This is a genomic window from Citrobacter sp. RHBSTW-00881 (genome assembly GCF_013728515.1).
Classification (GTDB): Bacteria; Pseudomonadota; Gammaproteobacteria; order Enterobacterales; family Enterobacteriaceae; genus Citrobacter; species Citrobacter braakii.
In genome coordinates this window covers 3,127,140-3,146,785 of record NZ_CP056269.1, presented here as the reverse complement: position 1 = coordinate 3,146,785, position 19,646 = coordinate 3,127,140, and the positions used below count along the sequence as shown (strand labels likewise).

19 protein-coding genes are annotated in these 19,646 nt (G+C 47.2%); 14 read left to right on the top strand and 5 right to left on the bottom strand.

Annotation, left to right across the window (positions count from 1 at the left end; genetic code table 11):
- Nucleotides 1-503 precede the first annotated feature (503 nt).
- Together HV311_RS15255 and HV311_RS15250 are read left to right on the top strand one after the other, a co-directional pair.
- The gene (locus HV311_RS15255; protein ID WP_046481335.1) at nucleotides 504-965 is read left to right on the top strand and encodes a hypothetical protein; all 462 of its coding nucleotides are present in this window, start codon (nucleotides 504-506) and stop codon (nucleotides 963-965) included.
- Nucleotides 962-1,183: a helix-turn-helix domain-containing protein gene (locus HV311_RS15250; protein WP_052746916.1), complete on the top strand. Its 222-nt coding sequence runs from the start codon at nucleotides 962-964 to the stop codon at nucleotides 1,181-1,183. Before HV311_RS15255 ends, HV311_RS15250 begins: the two co-directional genes overlap by 4 nt.
- Before the next feature lie 175 nt (nucleotides 1,184-1,358).
- Here the strand turns inward: HV311_RS15250 and HV311_RS15245 are convergent, their stop codons facing one another.
- Together HV311_RS15245 and HV311_RS15240 are read right to left on the bottom strand one after the other, a co-directional pair.
- Nucleotides 1,359-2,216, bottom strand: coding sequence for an HAD-IIB family hydrolase (locus HV311_RS15245; RefSeq protein WP_049106042.1), 858 nt, complete (start codon nucleotides 2,214-2,216; stop codon nucleotides 1,359-1,361).
- Complete coding sequence (locus HV311_RS15240) at nucleotides 2,209-2,973, bottom strand: GntR family transcriptional regulator (protein ID WP_046481334.1); 765 nt, start codon at nucleotides 2,971-2,973, stop codon at nucleotides 2,209-2,211. The genes HV311_RS15245 and HV311_RS15240 overlap by 8 nt, the downstream gene beginning before the upstream one ends.
- Nucleotides 2,974-3,160: 187 nt before the next feature.
- On the opposite strand from HV311_RS15240, the gene HV311_RS15235 reads away from it, so the two are divergent.
- Nucleotides 3,161-4,222 (top strand): glycoside hydrolase family 88 protein, encoded by a 1,062-nt coding sequence (locus tag HV311_RS15235; RefSeq protein ID WP_046481333.1) that lies wholly within the window; start codon nucleotides 3,161-3,163, stop codon nucleotides 4,220-4,222.
- Nucleotides 4,223-4,593: 371 nt separating this feature from the next.
- Here HV311_RS15235 and HV311_RS15230 read toward each other — a convergent pair whose 3' ends face one another.
- The 3 genes from HV311_RS15230 to HV311_RS15220 all read right to left on the bottom strand — a co-directional run bounded on the left by HV311_RS15230 (nucleotide 4,594) and on the right by HV311_RS15220 (nucleotide 8,264).
- Nucleotides 4,594-5,871, bottom strand: a complete 1,278-nt coding sequence (locus HV311_RS15230) for an MFS transporter (protein WP_046481332.1) — start codon at nucleotides 5,869-5,871, stop codon at nucleotides 4,594-4,596.
- Nucleotides 5,872-5,947: 76 nt separating this feature from the next.
- On the bottom strand, nucleotides 5,948-6,703 hold the full coding sequence (locus HV311_RS15225) for an enoyl-CoA hydratase/isomerase family protein (RefSeq protein ID WP_046481331.1): 756 nt from the start codon (nucleotides 6,701-6,703) through the stop codon (nucleotides 5,948-5,950).
- Between the two features lies 1 nt (nucleotide 6,704).
- Entirely contained in the window at nucleotides 6,705-8,264 is a 1,560-nt protein-coding gene (locus tag HV311_RS15220) for an acyl CoA:acetate/3-ketoacid CoA transferase (protein WP_046481330.1), read from the bottom strand.
- A 147-nt stretch (nucleotides 8,265-8,411) separates the two neighbouring features.
- Between HV311_RS15220 and yidA the strand changes: the two genes are divergently transcribed.
- The 11 genes from yidA (at nucleotide 8,412) to tal (ending at nucleotide 19,636) form a co-directional block, all read left to right on the top strand.
- Nucleotides 8,412-9,245, top strand: coding sequence for a sugar-phosphatase (gene yidA, locus HV311_RS15215; protein WP_049106049.1), 834 nt, complete (start codon nucleotides 8,412-8,414; stop codon nucleotides 9,243-9,245).
- A gap of 358 nt (nucleotides 9,246-9,603) precedes the next feature.
- Nucleotides 9,604-10,050, top strand: a complete 447-nt coding sequence (locus tag HV311_RS15210) for a PTS sugar transporter subunit IIA (protein ID WP_046481328.1) — start codon at nucleotides 9,604-9,606, stop codon at nucleotides 10,048-10,050.
- A 13-nt stretch (nucleotides 10,051-10,063) separates the two neighbouring features.
- Nucleotides 10,064-10,558, top strand: a complete 495-nt coding sequence (locus HV311_RS15205) for a PTS system mannose/fructose/N-acetylgalactosamine-transporter subunit IIB (protein ID WP_046481327.1) — start codon at nucleotides 10,064-10,066, stop codon at nucleotides 10,556-10,558.
- 24 nt (nucleotides 10,559-10,582) lie between these two features.
- Nucleotides 10,583-11,422, top strand: coding sequence for a PTS sugar transporter subunit IIC (locus HV311_RS15200; RefSeq protein WP_046481326.1), 840 nt, complete (start codon nucleotides 10,583-10,585; stop codon nucleotides 11,420-11,422).
- 44 nt (nucleotides 11,423-11,466) lie between these two features.
- On the top strand, nucleotides 11,467-12,324 hold the full coding sequence (locus HV311_RS15195) for a PTS system mannose/fructose/sorbose family transporter subunit IID (RefSeq protein ID WP_046498035.1): 858 nt from the start codon (nucleotides 11,467-11,469) through the stop codon (nucleotides 12,322-12,324).
- A gap of 30 nt (nucleotides 12,325-12,354) precedes the next feature.
- The gene (locus HV311_RS15190; RefSeq protein ID WP_046498033.1) at nucleotides 12,355-13,185 is read left to right on the top strand and encodes a glycyl-radical enzyme activating protein; all 831 of its coding nucleotides are present in this window, start codon (nucleotides 12,355-12,357) and stop codon (nucleotides 13,183-13,185) included.
- Nucleotides 13,186-13,204: 19 nt separating this feature from the next.
- Nucleotides 13,205-15,634, top strand: a complete 2,430-nt coding sequence (locus HV311_RS15185; protein WP_182280069.1) for a glycyl radical protein — start codon at nucleotides 13,205-13,207, stop codon at nucleotides 15,632-15,634.
- Between the two features lie 81 nt (nucleotides 15,635-15,715).
- Nucleotides 15,716-16,726 carry an alcohol dehydrogenase AdhP gene (gene adhP, locus HV311_RS15180; protein ID WP_191220135.1) on the top strand — a complete coding sequence of 337 codons (1,011 nt, stop codon included), beginning with the start codon at nucleotides 15,716-15,718 and terminating at the stop codon, nucleotides 16,724-16,726.
- A 121-nt stretch (nucleotides 16,727-16,847) separates the two neighbouring features.
- Nucleotides 16,848-17,666 (top strand): GntR family transcriptional regulator, encoded by an 819-nt coding sequence (locus tag HV311_RS15175; RefSeq protein WP_046481323.1) that lies wholly within the window; start codon nucleotides 16,848-16,850, stop codon nucleotides 17,664-17,666.
- 211 nt (nucleotides 17,667-17,877) lie between these two features.
- On the top strand, nucleotides 17,878-18,621 hold the full coding sequence (deoC, locus tag HV311_RS15170; protein ID WP_182279893.1) for a deoxyribose-phosphate aldolase: 744 nt from the start codon (nucleotides 17,878-17,880) through the stop codon (nucleotides 18,619-18,621).
- A 64-nt stretch (nucleotides 18,622-18,685) separates the two neighbouring features.
- Nucleotides 18,686-19,636 carry a transaldolase gene (tal, locus tag HV311_RS15165; protein WP_182279894.1) on the top strand — a complete coding sequence of 317 codons (951 nt, stop codon included), beginning with the start codon at nucleotides 18,686-18,688 and terminating at the stop codon, nucleotides 19,634-19,636.
- Nucleotides 19,637-19,646 lie beyond the last annotated feature (10 nt).

Sequence of the window (19,646 nt, the reverse complement as noted above, 5' to 3'; positions counted from 1 at the left end):
CCATCTACCTCTTAGCAAAACTCGCCAACTCATTTGCTCTGAAGGGCCCCAACCGTTTTTGGCTGCGAACTGCTCGAATGCCTTGTCCGTTGATCTCAATCCTTGTCTCTTTAGGTTGGAAAAAGTAAGCGTTGTTATGTCCTTTTCACATGAATGGTTAATCCCTACGTATTGATGCGACGACCTAATTATTTCAATTTGTCGCTAGCCATCTTCATCTGAATCCTTGCCGCTTTTCATCAACCGCAGTATCCTACTAACGCACCTGCAAAATCAGGTGCCGGGCTTGACCTCCTGAAACTACCTCACTGACGACACAGGCGCGTTTGCGCTTTTTTTTGTGTCGTGCGCTTGGCTACACCTCAATGGTGGGCCGGGCGGGGGCGTCGCAAGACGCGCCGGTGTCAGTGAGGCCGGTAAGGTCAACCTCGTCCGGTTCCACCACCAGTGGGATTGACCTCTCCAGTGGTGGGCGTCAATTTCTACTCACTGGAGGCAGCCTTATGGCTACAATCCTCGCTCAAGCACACCCGTTACTTACCGTTCCCTTCAGCGCGAACACAGATTTCACCGTATTGGCCGATTACTGCGAAAGCTTCGCCGAAACCCTAATTGAAAGCGATGATTCGGCATTGCGACTGGCACTCTGCGGGCGGCTTCGTGCCAGCCTTTCCTTGCTGCAGTTAACGCTGAACGATAGTATCCCACCACACTTGGCCGAGAGCCTGACTGTTGATACTTGTTCTTCTGCACCTTTGCTCTTTGATCCTGAGCCTGATTTGTTGTGCGAATACTGCCTCGCATTACTCCAACTTCTGATGGAACGCACTATGGATCCAAAATCGGAGCAAACCCTGGTCGGTTTGTTATGCGAGTTGGTCTGGTCCTTTACCGAGGGGCTCAAATCACCGCGATGGATGCGCACTGACGATGGCGTAAAATTTATCAGTGAGGTGCCTGCATGATGCAACATGACTGGCATCCGGCAGATATTATTGCCGGGTTGAAAAAACGTGGTACATCTTTAGCGGCGCTTTCACGTCAGTCGGGATTAGCGTCCTCCACGCTGGCGAATGCACTTACACGTCATTGGCCTAAAGGTGAAAAATTAATTGCAGATAGGTTAGGTGTTTTACCTGAGAAAATCTGGCCATCTCGGTATCAAAAGCAGGTACATAGATAAGGAAATGTATCTCCCGAACATCAGCTAATCATCACGAGTTGATGTTCAGGAGAAGAAACAATTCACTGAATAAAATTATGCTCAGAAAATTTATAGCGAGAAAGAATCACAAGACGCAACATAATAGAGTAATTAAAAGGCAGAAAAACATACCGCTTTGTGTTTCCTCTGGTCGTTAACCACATTGCGAATTTGTTTCTTCTTCAATAAATTTAACGACAGAATCAAGATCGCATGAAGCGATTACTTGTGTAGCTATCTTTTTTGCTTCCGGGATGCCGTTCTCTGGAACATAACATCTGTCTGCGCTTGCCAGCATAGGCAAATCGTTATAGTTATCGCCAAAGGCCACAACTTCATCGACACCTAAATACTTTTTAAGGCTATGAATTGCCGAGTGTTTAGAGGTGGAATCGGTAAGGATGTTCATAAAATAGATGTTATTTTGCTCGTGATAGACATCACGATTTAACAAGCAATGAACATTCTGAATTGTATTAACCGCTTTTTGCAACAGCGTCAGATTGTCATACTCATCATAGACGACAAAATATAATGGGAGATATTCTTGCGGGAGGGCTGAAAAACTATCTATTTTAAAAATATTATCTTTTAAAAATGGTGCTTTGCTCTTGATAAAACGCTGACTTAAGGCGTTGCTTTCTGAGGTATAAAAAAGGGCGTACTGATTACCTTTGATGCAATACAGAAAACCATCTTTATCGAGCTTATTCAGTTTTTCCTCTACCTGTCTGATAAGTTGATTGGGAAGAACAGAGGCCTGAATAATTCTTTCATTCTGCATATCGAACGTTAGCAACCCATCGCTTAAAATTGCGGGGCAGGAAAATTTAACATCTCCCATTAGCATTTTTACGGAGCTTAATGTTCTGCCTGTCGCGCAGGTGAATAAGACTCCGTTTTTGGCAAAATTGCCGATAGCATCTCTGGTATAGTCTGAGAGTTTACCTTCAGTATTAAGTAGTGTTCCGTCAAGATCGCTGACATAGAGGGTTTTTTTCATCTTATTCATCGGCATATACCGTCATGGAAAACTGATAAAACTTTGGATTCATGGTTGCAACGAAGTACTCAGCTGCCTGGTTGTTATCCATGAATGCTACTCGCGAGACTGAGATGATGGCTGTGCCGACAGACAAACCAAGATGCTGGGACTCCTCGATAGTTGAGTTCCTCACCAGCAACTGCTGCTCGCCTTTGTAAATTGGATGAGGAAGTGATTTATCGAACAAGGCCATCAACGATTGAGACAAGTCATAAGTTTCAAGTTCAGGCAATAAATCTACCGGGATCCAGGAGATCTGATGAGCGATGGGTTGCTCAGCAGCGTAATGCAATCGCTCAATGCAGAAGCACTCCGCGCTAGGGGATAATTTTAGCTCAGCGTTAACACGTTCATTGACAACTCGACTGAAATTGATGGTTTTAGTTGAGGGTTTCATGCCTGCAGCCAGAAGATCGTCGGTAAAGAAGCCTCGCAGACGATTTAAACGCTGAACTGGCGGTAATTTTCGCAATCGCAGACGACCACGTGATTTTGGCCGTACAACAATATTTTCGCTAATCATCTCATCCAGGGCACGTCTGACAGTGATACGGCTGACGCCAAATTTCTCAGTGATCTCTTTTTCCGTTGGAAGGTCATCGTCAACGGTGAAGGCTTGTTGGAACCAACTCTCCAACAGATCGCGCAGTTGATGGAAGAGCGGAACCGGGCTTGCAACATCCAGCAGAGAGTAATTACCTTCAAATTCATTTGGTAACGACAAAGTAAGTCCTCAACATTATTCTCCAATACACTAATGTTATATGTATAGCACATTCAACCGGAGAAAAAATGAAATTAGCGTAAGAAGTACTTGGATCACATTTTTTTTCTCTTTGTTTGACTCAATGTCATAACATCAATACATTTGATTTGAGTTATCGCATTCTTATTGATACGAGAGGAAAAAAATGGACTGGTTAGACACGGCTATCAACGCTTGTGCACGTAAGGCACTGCGTAATGCAGAAAAATTTACTGACTTTCCGCATGTGACAGAGCAGGAGAAATATGGTTTTACGCCGGATGGAGTATGGACTGGTGGTTTCTGGACGGGCGTGCTGTGGTTGAGTTGGCAACACACACAGGATCCGAAATTGTTAGAACGGGCAACGCATTTCACCCAACGTTTATTGCCGCGTGCGCAGGACACCTGTAACCATGACTTAGGCTTTATGTTCTATCCCAGTGCTATCACAGGCTGGCGGTTGACGGGGAATGATGAGTGGAAGCAGGCGGCTATTCAGGCTGCGCACAGTCTTGCGGGTCAGTTTAACCCCCAGGGCGGATTTATTCCTGGTTGGGGATTCTTCGGTGGTCAGGAGTGGTCTAATAGCGTCCTCATTGACACTCTGATGAACTTGCCACTATTGGTCTGGGCGGTTAAGCAGGGAGCTGATCCTGAATTGCTTAACGTGGTACGCATTCATACGCAAAAGGCGCTTTCCCACCATCAGCGAGCAAACGGCTCCGTATATCATGTTTTCCATTTTGATGAGAACGGAAACGGGGTGCGCGGCGATACTTATCAAGGGTTGCGCGCAGATACAAGTTGGGCTAGAGGGCAGGGGTGGGCAGTCGCTGGTCTCGCCATGCTCGCGGCTGAACTGGATGATGCTACTTATCTGGCAGCGTCGGAGAAAGTGGCGCATTTCATTATCGAAAACATGCCTTCCGACCATATTCCACAGTGGGATTATGATGCCGATGCTAATTCCCCCAAGGATGCGTCAGCAGGTGCGATTAGTGCGTATGGGTTGCTCAGACTGTATAAGCTGACAGGTAAAGAGCTGTATAAGTCGGCTGCGACCCTGATGCTGAAGGCGCTTAGTGAGCATTGTTTACTGGAAGAACATGAAGGATTGCTGGCGCATTCGACTGCCGATCTACCGCATGGTCTGGGTATTGATCAGGCTACTGGATACGGGGATTATTACTTCATCAAAGCGTTGATGGAATTGAAGAGTCTGTAATATTTAAGTCGCCAATATTTAACGGGAAGGTCTGTGAATCAGGCCTTTTTTTTCGTCTGAATCGTCCTGAAAAACATATAGAATATTTTACTCCCCCTCTTTTTTCTTAACATGTCCAATCTACCACTTTCTCCTCGACTGACTAATTAGATACCTGGAAACCGATTCACCGAATCATAAGTCAAAGCCTGGAATTTTAAAGCGGTCGGAGATGATGGATGCTAAGTATCGGCGATACGATGATAAAAACGCAGCGGGTAGGTTAGCATTAGGTCGTCAGGAGCAGTAGAAATCTAAAACGCCCGATGAAATTCATCAGGCGTTTTAAGGTTGAAAAGTGTCAACTCATATCAGAGCTTGTGAGTCTTTTCTTATACAGAAAATTGCTTCGCAGAAGCAGTTTTTTGCGTTGTAGGCATACGAATAGACTTACCTAAGATTGCACAACCAAGCAGACACACTGCCATCAGAATGTAAGAAGTGGTTGTTGAATCAGTTAATGCATTCAGGTATCCCACAAGATAAGCGCCGAGGAATGCTCCGAGTGAACCGCAGCAGTTAATCAAACCTGTCGCGCCACCAACCATTGAGCTTGGCAGGACATCGGCAATCGAGGCGAAGAACGAGCCAAACGGAATATACATACAAATGCCAGCAATAGTCAGCAGCGAATAAGAGAGCCAAAAATGTTCGGTGCCAGTCGCGGACAAAATAGCAAAACAAGCTGCGGCAACAGCAATCGGCCAGACGATAAACGGCACGCGCTGCTGATATTTATCGCTTAACCAAGCGGCAAGCAGCATAAAGACTACGGCCAGACCGTAAGGCAGCGAAGCCAGCCAACCGGTATGAGACATTGACGTCGATGAGGCACGGATAATCGACGGCAACCACATCAGGAAGCCGTAATAGCCGATACTTTGCAGGAATAACCAGCCAGCCAGCTTGATGACGTTTGCTGAACGGAAAACCATCCCGTAACCGGTCATCGCTGGTTTTTGCTGTTGCTCAGCCTGTAACGTTTGTTCAATAGCCTGTTTCTCATCCTTATTTAACCATGAAACATCCGCCGGGCGATCGCGAATCAACAGGTACCAGGCTACCGCCCAGGCGATAGCGGGCGCGCCCTGTACGATAAACATATGTCGCCAGCCCCAGTTATCAATCAGGTAGCCTGAAAGAATAGACATCCACAGAATAGTTATCGGGTTGCCAAGCAGGAAGATAGTATTCGCTTTCGATCGCTCTTTTTTGCTAAACCAGCGGGCGGTCAGTACCAGCAAAGAGGGCATGACAACCGCTTCCACTACGCCAAGTGCAAAACGAATGGCAATCAGCGCCGGAATACTATGCACCATCCCGGTTGCCGTCGCGCAAATCCCCCAGACGACCAGGCTAAAAGCTAATAGTTTTCGCACGCTGGTTCGTTCGGCCAGAATACCGCCTGGAACCTGAAATAAAAAATAACCTAAGAAAAATAAAGCGCCAATTAAAGATGACAGACCCTTACTAATACCCAGGTCGTCATTAATCCCCGCCGCAGCGGCGAAACTATAATTTGCTTTATCAAGGAAGGCTAAACTGTATGTAATAAATACCACTGGCATAATAAACCACCAGCGGCGAGGGGATAGCACGGAGCTTTCCATATCAGTACCTCTGAAATAGATGGGTAGATTTTAGTTTTTTAGCCTTCACCCGGCAATGGGTGAAGGTTTGAAGCAATCAGGATTTATTAAAGAAAGCGTTCTGTGCCTCTTTTTGCGCTGCAGCTCCCCAGAGGCGGCTAACGCCGCTGGCTTCGATCTGCTGGCCTTGTTCAAGGTCGCTGCTATCCGCCGCCTGAACAACTTCCTTCAGGGTACGCAGTGCGGGTGAATAGTGCTGACACACCGCAGCGACATATTGATTTACGCCATCATCCAGATGTTCGTGAGAAAATAGCTGGTTGATGAGGCCTATCTGTAAGGCCCGCTCGGCAGTGACTGGCAGCCCGCTAAACATAATTTCTCTCGCCAGAGATTGACCTACGAGACGCGGGAGGCGCTGTGTGCCACCCCAGCCAGGATGGTTGCCAAGATTAATTTCCGGGTTACCGAAGCTGGCACGCGTTGAGGCGAAGCGCATATCGCAGGCTAATGCCAGTTCAAGCCCGCCGCCGAGGGCAAAGCCATCAACTACTGCGATGGTTGGCATCGGGAAAAATTCGATTTCATCGAAGATCTGTTGTCCCCAGCGCATATGGTCGTAGGCTTGTGCAGGGGTAAATCCGATCTGTTCTTTAATATCTGCCCCCGCGCTAAATGCCTTGTCACCTGCACCGCGAATAAGCAATATTTTAAGCTCGGGTTCATCGCGCAGAGTACGTAACGCATCGCGCAATTCCTGAAGTAAGGCTTTACTTAACGCGTTGCGTTTTTCCGGGCGATTGAGGGTCAGTGTGAAACAGTGACCAGCACGGTCTATGTTTAATACGCTCATTTCAGGCCTCCACAGCCGATTTTTCGCGAGTTAGCGATTCAAATAAATGTGGAGACATTTTGCGCAGCTCTGCTGAGATAAGTGGACGGAAATCCATCTGCGTCAGGATGTCTTTTTCCAGGTCAACACCTGGTGCGATTTCAGTGAGCACAATACCTTTATCGCTTAGCTCAAAAACGCAACGCTCTGTGACATAGCTCACCGGTTGGTTACGTTTACGTGCGTAAACCGCGCTAAAGGAGATTTGCTCAAGGGTATCCACGAACTTGCGTGCGTGACCTTCCGTTTCGATAGTGACGCCATGGGTTCCGAACTGCTGCTGCTGTTTACCGGCTTTGAAGGTACCGACGAATACCACTCGTTTTGCACCTTGGGAAATATTTACAAACCCGCCAATTCCGGCGACGCGACCACCAAACTTACTGACGTTTACGTTGCCGTTCTGATCTACTTCTGCAAATGAGAGGATCGCGATATCCAGACCGCCGCCGTCGTACCAGTCGAACTGATAACCTGCATCCAGCATCGCCTGTTGGTTGCGAACCATGCCGAAGTCGGATCCAGTTGCCGGTATGCCACCAATGTGACCCTGTTCCAGGGTAAAGGTGACAGAGTCACCAAGTCCTTGTTCCGCAAGAACCGACGCGACGCCATCCGGCATTCCATAGCCAAGGTTAACGACGTCGCCAGGACGAAGTTCCTGAGCCGCTCTGCGAGCAATGACTTTTCTGGCATTCATCGGCAACACCGGCAGGCTACCGCCGGGGATTTTCAACGTGCCTGTCAGACTTGGGTCGGCTTCAGTGGCGAAAGAGAGACGTTGCGCATCGTGGACGACAACCGCGTCGATCAGCACACCTGGCACTTTGACTGTCCGTGGGTCCAGACTTCCGCGTCCGGCCAGGTATTTCACCTGAGCAATAACTATGCCGCCGGAGTTTTTCGCCGCTTGTGCGGCAGAAAGCGTTTCCGCATACAGTCCCTCATCTTCCATGGTTAGATTGCCATCTTCGTCGGCAACGCTGCCACGGATAATGGCGACATCAATAGGGAAGGCTTTAAAAAACAGGAAATCCTCGTCTTCGAGTGACATCAGGCGAACATGTTCACCGGTGGCTCGCTGGTTGATCTTACCGCCATCAATTCGCGGATCGACAAATGTACCGAGACCGACGCGACTAATCAGCCCTGGCCCATTGCCAGCGATAACACGCAGCAGGTGCGACATGACGCCTTGTGGAAGGCACCAGGCTTCGATCTCATTGTTGACGGCAAGATCCTGCATCTGACGACACCAGCTCCAGTGACCACCGATGACTTTGCGCACCATCTGCGGATTGGCAAGATAATCGATACCACCACCATGACCGTCACCCATACCGCTTGGGTGAACGACGGTAAGCTCGCGCGGAGTGTTATTCGTGGCAAAGTGCTGTTTCAGTGCTGCAAGAATATGTCCCGGCTCATTGACTCCACCTCCGGAACCATCCACCAGAATGGTGGCTCCACAAGGGATCTTCGATACAGCCTCATCGGATGTGCAAATCTTGATTTTTGACATAGTAGTCTCCTTAGGTGTATTAATGTTATACACATATGACATAGATACATGAAGAACGTTTTTATGCCAGTTGATGCATCTGTGAAGTACCTCACAATCGTCGGCCAGGGCAAAACAGATAAGAAAACACACTAAAGAGGTAAGCGTATGAAGCCTGTCACTCTCATCGCGTCGGATATGGATGGAACCTTACTGACCAGTCAACACGTTATTTCCCATAGAACCCTGAAAAGTATTCAGGCCGCAGTAGAGCGAGGGATTCGTTTTGTCATAGCATCTGGAAGACCCTGGCCGGGAATTGCTCCTTACGTAAAGGAATTAGGCCTGGATCGACCGGGTAACTTTTGCATCAGCAATAATGGCGCACTGATTCATGAGGCTGACAGTGGGAGCATTGTCAATTCACATACGCTTTCCATTGAGGACTATTGCCAGATTGCCACATTGGCTCAACAGCTTGGCGCGCACTGCCATGCGGTAACGGCAGAGAAGATCTACACGCCGAATCGAGATATCAGCCCTTATACGGTTCGCGAAGCCTTTTTGACAAATATGCCGTTGGAATATTGCCCGGTCAGTGAGATGAACAAATTTCTGCGTTTTTCAAAGATAATGCTGATAGACGAGCCCGAACTTTTGTCAGAGGCATTGCAACGAATACCTCAACAGCTGTACACGCGCTTTACCATGGTAAAAAGCTCACCATTCTTCTTTGAAGTTCTGAACACAAAGGCAAGTAAAGGGAACGCGGTTGAGTGGGTGGCTAATTATTGCCAGATAAAAATGGAACAGGTGATGTGCCTGGGCGATCATGAGAATGATGTCTCCATGCTTGAGCGTGCAGGGTTTGGAGTGGCGATGGGGAATGCTGTTCCGGCAGCTGCTCAAGCAGCCAACATCGTTACATTTGATAACGACAGTGATGGTGTCGCGTTAGCTATTGAGCGTTATGCGCTGACCACACACCTGAAGGTCGTATAGCAGACTTCCCTGTGATAACGCAGCCTGGTACCATCGCGAGCACTGTATGCGGCGATTTAACGCGCCGCATTTATCTTGTACAGACTGCAGGATTTTTTCTGCAGACCGTCGTTACTTACGGTTCATTTTCCCTCTGCCGACATCAATTTTATCTCCTTGTCTCCACTTCTCGAAAGCCATTTTGTTCAGTGCGAATTTCTGCGACTTACATCACTGAATAGGATTCTTTAATCTGCTTAAAATGTATCATACAAATGGTACTTATGTGATGAATGATGCTTGTGATTAATCCAGAAGGTATAGCACATCTGCACAAGTGCTTCTTGTGATTAATTTTTACGATTGAGGAGAAAAGTAGATGAAGTACATTTTGATAGTCAGCCATGGCCATTATGCGCAGGGTATACACAGCGTTCTGGATATGATGGTTGGTTCAGAGCGCGAGGATATTATTAGCGTGAGCCTGAAAGATGGCATGGCCTCAGATCAATTCAAAAGTGAACTCGCTGAGAAAACTGCACATATAACGGCTGGTGATGATATTTTGCTATTTGGCGATATTATCGGCGGTTCACCGCTGGTTAATACTATCTGCCATCTTGATGAAAGAAATTTACTGAGCAACGCCACCATTTTTGGTGGTGCCAATATGCCCATGGTATTGGGGGCGGCTTTTCTGAAAGATGAAGTGACGACTCATGAATTGGTGCAGGAATTGTTGGCTAATTTAAAAGACACGGTGTCATTAATCGATGTCACTGCCGAAGATTTAACAAAATGCTGTAAAGCTGCTGAAACAATTTAACGAGGACTTCTCAATGGCTATCACATTTATAAGAATTGATGACCGGATGATACACGGTCAAACATGTATTGCATGGACGGTACAATACCCCTGTACGGGGATTGTTCTGGTCAATGATGCCGCTGCTAATACGCCGGTACTAAAGAATGCCCTCATCGGTGCCAGTAACCGAAAAACTTTTGTCTGGACATATGAGGAATGGAAAGCAAAAAAAGAAAAAGTCGTCGCGAGTAAGGATAATTACTTCTTGATTACTAAAGAGCCTATCCTTATGGCGCAAATGCTGGTTGACGATGGCTTTGATCCTGATGGAATGAAAAATATCGTTGTTGGCCCATGTAACGAGCGGCCCGGCACGACTAATGTCGGAAAAAATCAATCCCTGACCGCCGATGAAGCTGCCGCCATTGAAAAAATGCACAACGCTGGATTCAAAGTTGAGTTTGCATTAATCAAAGAGGAATCCATCGGTTTCTGGGATAAGTATCGTAGTAAGTTTGGTTATTAATAAATAAAATAGGACTTGCTAATCATGGACATTAATCTTACCCAAGCCTGTATCCTTGGTTTTCTGGCATGTCTTTCGAGCATGCCGGGGATGGCAGGGACAACCATTGGTAACTATACGCTGGGTCGACCACTGGTCGGTGGCTTATTATGTGGTTTAATTCTGGGCGACCTTAAAACCGGTATCATTGTCGGTGCTGCTATTCAGGTTGTCTATATCGCCTTGATCACACCCGGCGGGGCAGTCGCTGCTGACTCACGCGCCATTAGCTATATCGGCATTCCTCTTTCAATTATTGCCATACATAATTTAGGTATTGATCCTAGTTCACCTAACGCCATCCAGATGGCAGTGGCTTTTGGTGCGGCTGTGGGTACAGTTGGTACTGTGCTTTATTACGGTACAGTGATGATTAACCTTATATGGCAGCATATGGGGTTGCGGGCGGTCAATAATCATCAATTTCATCGGTTAAGTTTTATTGATATGGGTTTACCTTGGATAAGCCATATCATAACTAGTTTTATCCCGACAGTTTTTATGACCCTGATGGGATCAAGTATGGTGGATTTTATCAAGGTCAGTCTACCCATGGACGGTATTACGATGAAAACACTGTTTACCGTTGGCAGCCTTTTACCTGCAGTGGGGATCGGTCTGCTGCTAAAACAAATTGTTGAAAGCTACGTTGATATTCTTACGTTTCTGATGGGGTTTACTTTGGCAGCAATGATGGGCGTTAATCTGATTGGCGCGACGATTATTGGCGGATTCCTCGGCGTAATGAATTACAAAATACGTATGTCGCGAATGAATAGTGAACCGACAGCGGGTGCGGCTGCTATGGATGAAGAGGATATCTAATCATGAGCCTGACGGTTGAACAAACAAAGGGTGTCTCATATTCAATGACAGAAGTTGATGAGATATCTCAATCACAAAGAAAATTATCGGCTAAAACGCTAAATAAATCATTCTGGTTATGGTTTTACGGTCACCAGGTTTGCTACTCGCTGGAGTTGATGCAAACACTGGGCTATATGACGGCAATGAATCCTATTATAAATGAACTTTATGATAATGATGAGGATAAAAAGAACGCGCTTAACACTTACTCTACGTTCTTTAATACCGAACCGCAGTTAGGGACGGTAATCGTAGGGGTGACCGTGGGTCTGGAAGAAGCCAGAGCTAACGGCGAAAAAATTGATAACGATATGATTGCAGGTATTCGTGCCGGGCTGATGGGGCCTATCGCCGGGATCGGTGACTCGCTGATTATCGGGACGCTCATTCCTATTTTACTGGGGATCGGTCTGGGATTATCTACCGGTGGCTCGCCGCTGGGAGCAATATTCTATATCGTGATGTGGAACCTGATTGCAATTTTCGGTATGCGCTATTTGTATTATAAAGGTTACAAGCTGGGCTGGAAAGCTGTTGATTTTATCGTCGGTAATAAAGCCAGCGCCATTCGCGAATCGATAGCGATGCTAGGTACAATTGTTATTGGTGCGGTGGCGGCGCTATGGGTCAATATCCAGACCTCTTTTGTGATGCTAAATGATAGCGGCGGCACTATTGTTAATCTTCAGCACACGCTGGACTCGATTTTCCCCAAAATATTAACCGCGTTGACAGTTCTACTCTGCTGGTGGTTAATGACCAAGCGCAAAATGGGGCCGACAAAAGTTATGGGATTGCTGGTGTTGATTGCCTTCGCTGGCGTGCTACTGGGCATTTTTGACCCGAAAATATCTTATTAAATGACACATAAATCAACTCGGTTGGTAAACATGGAAACTAAAGCATTAATATCGACAATACAGGGATATGCGACGAAAGATGGACCTGGATTAAGATCAACGGTTTTCTTTGTTGGTTGTAATTTACGTTGCCTTTGGTGTTCTAACCCCGAGTTGATGTATCCAAATATTAAGACCATGTTCTTTAAAGAACGCTGCCATGGGACTTTTCAAACAAAAGAGGAGTGTGAACTGATATACCCCGACGCGTTTGAAACGGTGGGATATGAGATTACTGTTGATACTCTTTTGGAAAAATTACTGAGAGATAAGGTTTTCTTTGATGCCTCTGGTGGCGGTGTAACCTTGTCCGGTGGCGAGCCTGCGCTGTTTTATCCTTTTGTTATAGAGTTAGCCAGAAAACTACGTGCCGCCGGGGTACATGTTGCTTTAGACACTGCGGGCCATTACTCAAGAGAACATGCGTTGGGGTTAGCCAAAGAATTTGATTTGTTTCTGTATGATATAAAAGCATTTGATAACCGTATTCATGAGAAGTGTACCGGTGTTGGTAATCACCATGTCATTGAAAACTTGCGGTTAATTGCTGATGCGGGGACTGATGTTATTATTCGTTTGGTAATAATTCCAGGGCATAACGACGATTACTCTGATGTAATCAAGAGAATTGATTTTATTGCAGAACTGGGAAGCTCGATTAAACGCCTTGATATTCTTAGATATCATAATCTTGGCGCTGGTAAATACACTAGGTTAGGTCTTGTCAATCCAATATCAGATGATGCCGTCTGCGATGAAATGCTGATAAAGGATATTTATGACTATGCCTGTAGCAAAAATTTAAATGTATACGTTGAATGACAAAGTCATGGGAGAAATTATGAAAGACTTCCTGGAATTTAAAGTAATCAATCATGATGATATAGATCTGGCGAGAATTAATCGGTTAAGACATAAGATGCAAACAAGGCGCGCCAGCATCTGTAGCGAAAGGGCCATACTCTATACTGAGTCATTTAAGCAGACAGAAGGTGAAGCATATATTTTGCGTAAAGCAAAAGCGTTTGCGCATACCTTAAAGAATATGTCGATTTATTTTGAAAAGGATAGTCTGATTTTCGGTAATCAGGCGAGCGCCAATTTTGCTGCGCCGATTTTCCCTGAATACTCATACCAGTGGGTAATTGATGAACTGGATCAATTTGATAAACGCACTGGTGATATCTTCTATATCACTGAAGATGTTAAAGAGAAATTACGTAGCATTCAGGATTATTGGTTAGGGAAAACGCATGCCGATGAAGTCAAAAGGACTTCGCCGCAGAACATCGTCCTGGCAGAAAAACAGGGGGTTTTACATCGAGGGGGAATCTCGATGTCCGGCGATGGGCATATTGTTCCCGACCATGAAATGATTTTTAAATATGGCTTTCGCGGTTTAATCGACCAAGCAGCAGAAAAATTACGTCAACTGGCCCCGGAAGATGTGCAGCAAAGGCAATTCTATGAGGCGGCCATAATTACGCTTGAAGCAAGTCTTGAATTTATTAAAAGATACGGACGACTTGCTTCCCAAGAGGCCGAAATTGAGCCTGATTCTCGGCGTGAGAAGGAACTTATCGCGATCGCCGGAATGTGCGAAACCTTACTTGAAAAGCCGGTTGAGCACTTCTATGAGGGTTGTCAGGCCTGCTATCTGGTACATATTCTGCAAATGATTGAGAGCAACGGTCACTCGTTCTGCTATGGTCGTTTTGATCAATATATGATCCCGCTCTATTTAAAAGATATTGCTGACCGTACCTTAACTCAGGAGAAGGCACTCGAAATCCTGACCCATCTATTCCTGATGAACAGTGGTAATAACAAGGTTCGTCCTTATGGACACACGAAGTTTTCGCAAGGTTATCCTCTTTATTCAAACCTGATGGTCGGCGGCAGAAAACGCGATGGACAGGATGGGACCAATGCGCTTTCTTATTTATGTATTGAAGCCATGAACCTGACGGCGATGGCAGAGCCAAACTTCTCGATGCGCTTTAACCAGGATACGCCGAAGGGGCTATTAAAACTCGCAGCCCGACTGATCAGAACCGGTTGCGGTATGCCGTCGATGTTCAATGATGAAGTGGCGGTGAAAGGGCTCGAAGACCTGGGGATACCAACCGAAGATGCCCTGGACTATTGCGCCATTGGATGCGTTGAAACCGGTGTACCGGGTAAATATGGCCATCGGGCCACCGGCATGACCTATGTTAACTGGGGCAAAATGCTGGAGCTGGTACTTAATAATGGTATGGATCCGGCTTCTGGGATACAGCTGATTAGCGTAAACGGCAAAGAAGGCAATAAAACAAACTACCAGTATTACGAACAGCTGTGGTCCGCATGGGAAACGTTGTTGAAATACTATTCGGATTTAGCTGTGGAGTGCGATGCAATCTGCGACCGTTCGCTGGCCGTTTATGATACATCGCCGTTTGCCTCCTGCTTTATTGACAACTGCCTGAAGCTGGGTAAAGCGCTTAAGGATGGCGGCTGCAAATATGATGTTATTTCCCAATCTAACATCGGTCCAAGTGTAGTCGGCAATTCCCTGGCGGTTATCAAAAAACTGGTATTTGAAGAGAAAACCGTTTCCCTGGACGAAATAATGGCAGCCATGAATGCGGACTGGCAGGGGGATGATGCCGAACGCATTTTGCGACTCGTGAAGAAAGTACCTAAGTTTGGTAATGATGATGATTATGTCGATATGATCGTTAAGGATGTTTTTGATTCCTATATCAAACTTCTGCCTCAGTACACGACGGAACGAACCGGGAAAGGGCCGGAAGTGAGCTGCTATACGATGTCGACAAGTAATATCACTTCCTATATCCCCAACGGGTTTGATGTCGGTGCAACGCCGGATGGTCGACGGGCGAAGACGCCGTTAAATGAGGGCTGTTCGCCAACTCAGGGAACGGACACTCAGGGGCCGACAGCGGTTATCAATTCTGTGGCGAAACTGCCGAACGTTAAAGTTGCCGCTGGGCAGTTATTAAATATGCGCTTTTCGCCGGGTTCGCTGGCGGGTGAGGAAAATCTGGATAAATTCGTCTCGTTCCTCAGGGCGCTGGTGATGAAAGGCATTTACCACTGCCAGTTTAACGTTATTGATAGCAAGACGTTATTAGACGCTAAAGCGCACCCGGAAAACTATGCCGATCTGATTGTCCGGGTGGCAGGTTATTGCGCCCAGTACATCTCTTTAATGCCGGAAGCTCAGGACGCCATTATTGCGCGAACGACAAACCAGTGGCGTTAAGGGATTAGTGCCAGGTTTGAAGATCAATTAAACCGGGTGAAATTCCCGGTTTTTCATTCAATAGATTGTTAAGGAAAAAAAATGAAGGCTGCTGTCGTCACTCATGACCATCAGGTAAATGTCACCGAAAAAACGCTGCGTCCACTGAGACATGGTGAGGCTCTACTTAAAATGGAGTGCTGTGGTGTGTGTCATACCGATCTGCATGTAAAAAACGGTGATTTTGGCGACAAGACCGGGGTGATCCTCGGCCATGAAGGTGTTGGGATTGTGAAAGAAGTCGGCCCGGGAGTCACATCTCTAAAGCCTGGCGAGCGCGCGAGCGTTGCATGGTTCTTCGAGGGATGCGGCCATTGTGAGTATTGTACCAGCGGCAATGAAACGCTCTGCCGTTCTGTGAAAAATGCCGGGTACAGCGTTGATGACGGTATGGCAGAAGAATGTATTGTCACCGCCGACTATTCGGTTAAAGTGCCGGACGGGCTCGACTCGGCTGCTGCCAGCAGTATCACCTGTGCAGGCGTTACTACTTACAAAGCGGTCAAGGTATCGAATATCAAACCCGGCCAGTGGATCGCAATTTACGGTCTTGGTGGGTTGGGCAACCTGGCTCTGCAATATGCGAAGAATGTCTTCAACGCTAAAGTTGTTGCGCTGGATGTCAACGATGAGCAACTGAGACTGGCGGCGGAGATGGGCGCCGATCTGACTATCAATTCACGCAGCGAAGATGCGGCTAAAATAGTGCAGGAGAAAACTGGTGGCGCTCATGCGGCGGTAGTCACCGCAGTGGCGAAAGCTGCGTTCAACTCTGCGGTTGATGCGGTACGCGCCGGTGGCCGTGTGGTTGCGGTGGGATTACCACCTGAGGCAATGAATCTGGATATTCCCCGGCTGGTGCTGGATGGTATTCAGGTTGTCGGCTCCCTGGTTGGTACTCGCCAGGATTTGACTGAGGCTTTCCAGTTTGCAGCAGAAGGTAAAGTTGTACCGAAAGTGGCATTACGTCCACTGGACGATATCAATGCTATCTTTAGCGAGATGGAGCAGGGAAAAATTCGCGGTCGCATGGTTATCGATCTGCGTCGTTAACCTTGGGCCGATACTGTGACACAGGAGGAGGAAACTCCTCCTTTTCGCCGTTCCGGTTTCCTGCTTGCACTATGTATTGTATGATACATATAAAGCATATTTTTAACATTACAGGAAATCTATGGACACGGGACTCTATATCAAAGAGAACTTTCGCTTCAATGATGATGCCGGAACGTCAATGTACTCTCAGTTAGCCTCTTTTATCAGGCATCAGGTTCGACTCGGTGTATTCCGGGTGAATGACAAAATGGTAACTGAAAACGAACTATGTGATATTTTGAAAATTAGCCGAACCACTGTCAGGCTGGCAATGAATGAGCTCCTGGAAGAGGGGCTTATCGTTCGTCAGCGTGGCAAAGGTTCATTTATTGCGGATAAGAAAATTAATCGCAAATTAAACTCGCTGTATAATTTTTCCGATAGTATGCGCGAGCAGGGAATTAAACCCCACTCGGTAGTGTTGCAATCCGCGATTATTGAGGCTGATGAAGTCATCGCAACCAAATTGAACCTTCCAGAAGGGCAGCGGAAAATCTTTCTGCTCAAGCGTGTTCGCTATGGTGACGACACGCCGTTACTGCTTGAAACGACGGCGATTCCCTATAATCTCTGCCAGGGCATAGAGCTGCATGATTTTGAAGCAAGTTCTCTTTATGATGTGCTGAAAAACCAGTTTGGACTGAATATCGCACATGCTACAGAAAATATAGATGCCATCATCATTAATAAACCAGCTGCACACCATTTACAATGCAACGATAAAGTAATGGCGGGCTATCAGATAGAGCGCATTTCCTTCCTCGAAACGGGTTTTGTATTTGAATACACTACATCAGTAACTCGGGCTGATAAATGTAGTTTCAGAATCGATCTTTTTAATGCCAATCAAAATGCGGGCAAGTCGAGAATAGATTTTTCCCGTCATCTAAAACGTTAGGGCCGTTCTGGCCCTTTTACCCAAAACCTATCTACTTAATTCATTTCTGCGCCAGCTCTTCTGCGTAGTATGCAGCCTGCCTTCCATTTTCAATCTTTTATACCGGGATCGTTGCAAAAATCTGATCTGGATCAACCCAGAGTGGGTAGTTTCTATTGCATAGTATGTATCATACAAATGAGACAAACGTGCACTTAAAAGGAACCATGCTATGAAACCGAATAAAAAAGCTGCTGATATGACCCCTGCTGAATTGGGCCAGTACATTGACCAGTCGGTGCTGAAACCTGAGTTTACCCTGCAAGAAGTCCGCAAATACATTCAGGAAGGGATTGATTACAAATGCAAAACGGTTTGCATTAATCCTGCGTACCTGGATGTTGCCCGCGAAATGTGTAAAGGCACGGGAACCGGTATTTGTGTGGTCTGCGATTTCCCATTTGGTACATCTTCAACTGCATCCAAAGCGGCTCAGGCCGAGGTTATCTGCAATCAGGGCGATGTAGAAGACCTGGATATTGTCGCTAACTACGGCTTTATCCGTAGCGGCATGTGGGAAGAGTTTGAAAAGGATATTCGTGCGGTTGTAGACGTTGCTCATCGCCACGGCTCGCTGGTGAAAGTCATTTTCGAAACTGATGCGCTGACCGCCGAGCAGGTTGCAAAAGCGACAGAATACTCCTGCCGTGCCGGGGTTGATTTCGTGAAAACCTCAACCGGCTTCTATACCGGCGGGGAAAGCAAAGGGGCAACGCCTGAAATTATTGCCGTCATGATGAAGGCAGCCGAAGGTCGCTGCAAGGTCAAAGGCTCTGGTTGCATTCGCACCCGCGAACACTTCCTGCAACTGATTGATATGGGCATCGACCGGATGGGGATTGGCTACCGTTCTACTCCGGAAGTGCTGGGTCTGAGTGCTCAGAGTACCAGCGCCGATTCTAAAAGTTCTTACTAATTGCCCGCCTGGGATACCGCTGGCATTCCCAGGCCTGTTTTACCTCTTACCCAGGACGATAATCATGAGCCAATTAGACGAGCTGAAAAAATACACCACGGTTGTCGCCGATACCGGTGATATTGAATCGATTAAAAAATTTGCCCCTCAGGATGCCACGACTAACCCTTCTCTGGTGCTCAAAGCCGCACAGCTGCCGCAGTATCAGGCGCTGATTGCCGACGCTATCGACAAAGCTCGCCAGCAGGGCGGCAGCGCGGAAACTCAGTTGATTAACGCCTGCGATCAGGTGGCAGTGGATATCGGTACCGAAGTTCTGCGCCACGTACCGGGGCGTATCTCGACAGAAGTCGATGCCCGATTTGCCTGGGATCGAGGGATGTGCGTGTCGAAAGCGCGCAAACTTATCCAGATGTACGAAAAGAACGGTGTCGGTCCAGAGCGTATCTTAATCAAGCTTGCCGCCACCTGGGAGGGCATTCGCGCTGCTGAAGAGCTGGAGCAGAGCGGCATCAACTGCAACCTGACCCTGCTGTTCTCTTTTGCTCAGGCACGGGCCTGTGCCGAAGCGGGCGTCTTTTTAATCTCGCCGTTTGTCGGGCGTATTTACGACTGGTATCAGAAAAATCAGCCGCAGGCGGAGTATCAGGTGGACAGTGATCCAGGCGTGGTTTCCGTACGCCAGATTTATCAGTACTACAAGTCCCACGGCTACGACACCGTCGTGATGGGTGCCAGCTTCCGCCGCATTGAGCAGATCCAGGCACTGGCAGGCTGCGATCGTTTGACTATCTCTCCGCCGCTGCTTGATGAGCTGGCTGCCAGCGAAGGCGCGTTGACCCGCCAGCTGGTACCCGGTTGCGTCACTGAAACGCGTCCCAGCCCGATGACCCCGGCAGAATTCCTCTGGCAGCACCATCAGGATCCGATGGCGGTGGAAAAACTGGCAGAAGGTATCCGGTTGTTTGCGGTCGACCAGGTCAAACTGGAAAACCAGATCCGACAGATGCTGTAAGGCGTGGGGA